At 44.3% G+C, this 3854-nt stretch carries 4 protein-coding genes; 2 read left to right on the forward strand and 2 right to left on the reverse strand.

Going from position 1 to position 3854, the window contains the following annotated elements; translation table 11 throughout:
• Together VB836_RS13440 and VB836_RS13445 are read left to right on the forward strand one after the other, a co-directional pair.
• Nucleotides 1-425 (forward strand): RNA-guided endonuclease InsQ/TnpB family protein (locus VB836_RS13440; protein WP_323219772.1); only part of this gene is annotated, 425 nt, incomplete at its 5' end.
• 247 nt (nucleotides 426-672) lie between these two features.
• Entirely contained in the window at nucleotides 673-2364 is a 1692-nt protein-coding gene (locus tag VB836_RS13445) for a SpoIID/LytB domain-containing protein (RefSeq protein ID WP_323219773.1), read from the forward strand.
• A 225-nt stretch (nucleotides 2365-2589) separates the two neighbouring features.
• Here VB836_RS13445 and VB836_RS13450 read toward each other — a convergent pair whose 3' ends face one another.
• Together VB836_RS13450 and VB836_RS13455 are read right to left on the reverse strand one after the other, a co-directional pair.
• Nucleotides 2590-2889, reverse strand: a complete 300-nt coding sequence (locus VB836_RS13450) for a ferredoxin (protein ID WP_323219774.1) — start codon at nucleotides 2887-2889, stop codon at nucleotides 2590-2592.
• 147 nt (nucleotides 2890-3036) lie between these two features.
• Nucleotides 3037-3333 (reverse strand): ferredoxin, encoded by a 297-nt coding sequence (locus tag VB836_RS13455; RefSeq protein ID WP_323219775.1) that lies wholly within the window; start codon nucleotides 3331-3333, stop codon nucleotides 3037-3039.
• Nucleotides 3334-3854: the final 521 nt, after the last annotated feature.

Consider the following 3854-nt stretch of genomic DNA (forward strand, 5'->3'; position numbering starts at 1 on the left):
AGTCTAACGACTTGGTAGCGATTGAAAACCTACGGATACGCAATTTAGTTAAAAATCATCATTTAGCTAAATCAATTAATGATGCTGCTTGGTACAGATTTAGAGAATGGCTGGAGTATTTTGGGAGGATTTATGGGGTTCCGGTTGTAGCAGTTGAACCCGCATACACATCTCAAAACTGCTCAAATTGCGGTGAGAAGGTTGTCAAAACTCTCAGCACCCGGACTCACAAATGTCCTCACTGTGGGTATGTAGCAGACCGAGACGAAAATGCCGCCAAAAATATTCTAAAATCTGCACTTAAACAACTATCAAATACCGTCGGGCAGACGGAAATCAACGCCTCCCGAGAGACTGATCTCTGCTTAAGTGGGGAAACCCAGTTGAGTAAGTCAACTCATAGAAAGAGGAAACCCAAACAGTGATGTTTGGAATCTCCGTCGTTTACGGCGGAGAGGATGTCAACAGCCTCTCAACCCAACCTATCCGTTGTGATCAACCCATCTATAGAGTATCCGCTTCAACACAGCATTAAACCGAAAAACTCAAAATTCATCCCTCCGTTGAAATCTCTGTTTCCCGGTGAATAACTGCGGTGTCAATGTTCTACAATGCTTGATGGTTGCCTGCGATCGCTATGCAAACGTTTAGATACAACTGGAATTGACCTGAATGATTATTCCAACCTCAAGCTTTACATCTCCTCGAGTCTGTCAACATAGTCTAACCGTCTATCCGTTCAGTTTTATCTCACTGTCTCAGGTTATCGTTTCTATCTGTGTACTTGCCGTAACACCCGCTCAGGCGAATACTCAACAAGAGTTTAACCCCACTTTGGAAGTCGGAGTGGTTCAGCAATTTGGGAAAAAACCGACGGACACACTCATTCTCAAAGCCAAACCCGACGATCACCTAACGCTACGGTTTCAGTCAGAAGAAGGTGAAAAGGTTCTTCAAACCCTGAGTGTCATTCTCAAAATAGAAACCCAACCCTTGGCTGAACCGTTGGTTGATGAACGAATCGTTCTCAGTAGCCATCGCAGCTATGAAACCGCCGAGGAGGAAGCCCAAAAATGGCGGGAAATGGGGATTGAAGTTGAACTCGCTCAACCTGACTTGTGGCAAGTTTGGGCCAAACGTAGCGTTTATAATACGCCTTTATTGCGACGTTGGTTGATCGAAAGTATAAAAGCTCAAGGACATCAAAAGGTTCGTTTACAAACTCAAGTTCTCAAGCAGCAGCGAGTTCCCTATTGGGTATTGGGAGGCTTTCGTTACAACCGCCATGAACTTCTCTTGAGTGCGACTCAAAATGTGATCGAGGTTCACAAAAGTAGCAAAGATCCTCAACCGATGAGTTATGGCGGAAGTCTGGAACTTCAACCCGATGCCTATGGAACCTATACATTAGTCAATCATGTTCCGCTAGAAACCTATTTACGGGGTGTGGTTCCTCACGAAATGGGTGCTTGGCCCCCAGATGCTTCGATTGAAGCTCAAGCGATTTTATCGAGAACTTACGCCTTACGAAATTTACGACGCTTTGAGGCGGATAACTACCAAATCTGTGCCAATACCGACTGTCAGGTTTATAAGGGACTGACTGAAGTTTACCCGTCTACAGATCGAGGGGTTGCTGTGACTGAGGGATTAGTGCTGACTTATAATAATCAATTAGCCGATGCCGTTTATTTCTCGTTGAGTGGTGGAGTCACTGCAAATTTCCACGATATTTGGGATGGGCCTGAACGTTCCTATCTGCGCCCCGTTGTCGATGCACAAGGTCAAGTCTGGGATTTATCTGCCAATAGTTTAGCCGACGAGCAGAATTTTCGACGGTTTATGAGTTTGCAGAAGGGGTTTAATGAGGAGGGTTGGGTAGACTTTCGTTGGCGAGAAGCAACGAGTTTAAAGGCGATGACCGCACATCTGAAGTATTATCTGGAGCGTAAATATAGTATTAAACCGGATTTTCAGACGATTAAACAAGTCAAGGTCACACAGCGATCGCCGTCTGGACGAGTTCTTCAAATGGAAGTTCAAACCGAAAAAGAGACGATCAAGATAGAAAAGGATGAAATTCAAAATGCGTTCTGGCCGCCCGTGAGTACCTTATTTTATATTGATCCGATTTACGACAAAGATAAAAAACTGGATGGTTATCTGTTTGTTGGGGGCGGCTTCGGTCATGGTGTCGGTTTAAGCCAAACTGGATCGTACAAACTCTCTGAGTTAGGTTGGTCTAGCGATCGCATTCTCCAGTTCTACTTTCCAGGTACTGAGCTGAAACGTCTGAGTGAATCTGTTGCTTTTTGGCAACCATTACAGATGATTGAGAACGAAAGCCGAGTAATAAGGGACTAGGTTAGAATAGAATTCAGAATCCTGTGCATGATTTGAACATCTTTTCAACTAGCTGGCTAGTTGATGGAATCATAACCTAGTCCCGAGCAATCATCGATTCCTGAGTTGAGGGATTGAGGCCGGGTTATTTCTAACTCCTTTTAGGATATCAGTGACCCGTTACAGCCATAACTGGTCGCTATTTTTTTTTGATGTCCCATATCCCTGCAATTTTGAATCATTTGATTAAATAGCGATTTCTTCTTCTTGGTGAGTCAAAATCACGCAGTCTGAACTTGGATAGGCGACGCAAGTCAGGACATATCCCGCTTCAATTTGATCATCATCTAAGAAAGACTGATCGCTCTGATCAACAGTACCGGATTCGATTTTACCTCCACAAGTTGAGCAAGCGCCCGCACGGCAGGAATATGGAAGGTCTAAGCCTTTCTCTTCAGCAACATCGAGAATATACTCATCATCGGGAACCTCAATGGTTTCTGTCTTCCCTTCGGGCATTTTCAGTGTGACTTTGTAAGTTGCCATTTTGCTTTCCTCAACAAATTTTAGTTAGGGTTTTATCAAGTTCCACACAAAAACCCAGTCTTGATCAGCCTTGGTTTTTGTACTGGAGACTTTCGCTTAATCTAGATATTCTCACAATCTGTGAGTAACTTCTAGTCGATACTCGATTTAGTACAGTGCTTCTTCTTGGTGAGTTGTGATCACGCAATCAGAGGTCGGTTTAGCAACGCAAGTCAGGATATATCCCGCTTCAATTTGATCATCATCTAAGAAAGACTGATCAGACTGATCTACAGTACCAGATTCGAGTTTACCAGCACAGGTCGAGCAAGCGCCTGCACTACAGGAAAAGGGCAGATCTAGGCCTTCCTCATTAGCAATATCAAGGATCGACTTGTCATCGGGAACATCAATTGTTGTTTCTGGGCCTTCCGGCATTTTCAGCGTCACCTTATAGCTTGCCATCTCATTTTCCTCTGAGTTCAACTTCAAGAAAGTATAAGCTAGCCTTATGCAAACACTAAGGGATGATTAGCCTGAGCAACGGCACTTCAGACTTTCTTTATCTTTTGATATTAAGGGAAAAAACCGACGTTTTACAACGGATCTTGGAGATAGTTTGAATGGTTTTTATTATAAATTTTTCTAATTACATCCTAATTGCTTATACCTGACCCCCAAAAAACACAACTCGGCAGCCAGAGCCTAGAGAGTAGAGAGCCGTTTACAGGGGATTTTAAAAAGGATGCACTCTAGGCACACTCCGCGAACCCACTGATATGGCACACCCCTATAACTGGAAACACGGGTTATCCCGTTTCTCCTGATACCATTTCTTTCTAATCATGGAACTTTTGACCTTCGCGTAGCGTGCCGTCAGGCGTATCCCCCCGAGCAATCCCCCCTTGATCCCCCCTGCCCCCCTTTGAAAGGCAGGGCCGTTTCGTTCTAACCCGAAAACTTGATTTGTGGGGAGGTGGGGAGGT

This window comes from Limnoraphis robusta BA-68 BA1 (assembly GCF_034932365.1).
GTDB classification, from domain to species: Bacteria; Cyanobacteriota; Cyanobacteriia; order Cyanobacteriales; family Microcoleaceae; genus Capilliphycus; species Capilliphycus robustus.

What these genes read in the sequence shown, in the direction of transcription:
- VB836_RS13445 (WP_323219773.1), top strand. Translation starts at nt 673, where the DNA reads ATGATTATTCCAACCTCAAGCTTTACATCTCCTCGAGTCTGTCAACAT.
- VB836_RS13455 (WP_323219775.1), bottom strand. Translation starts at nt 3,333, where the DNA reads ATGGCAAGCTATAAGGTGACGCTGAAAATGCCGGAAGGCCCAGAAACA.
- VB836_RS13450 (WP_323219774.1), bottom strand. Translation starts at nt 2,889, where the DNA reads ATGGCAACTTACAAAGTCACACTGAAAATGCCCGAAGGGAAGACAGAA.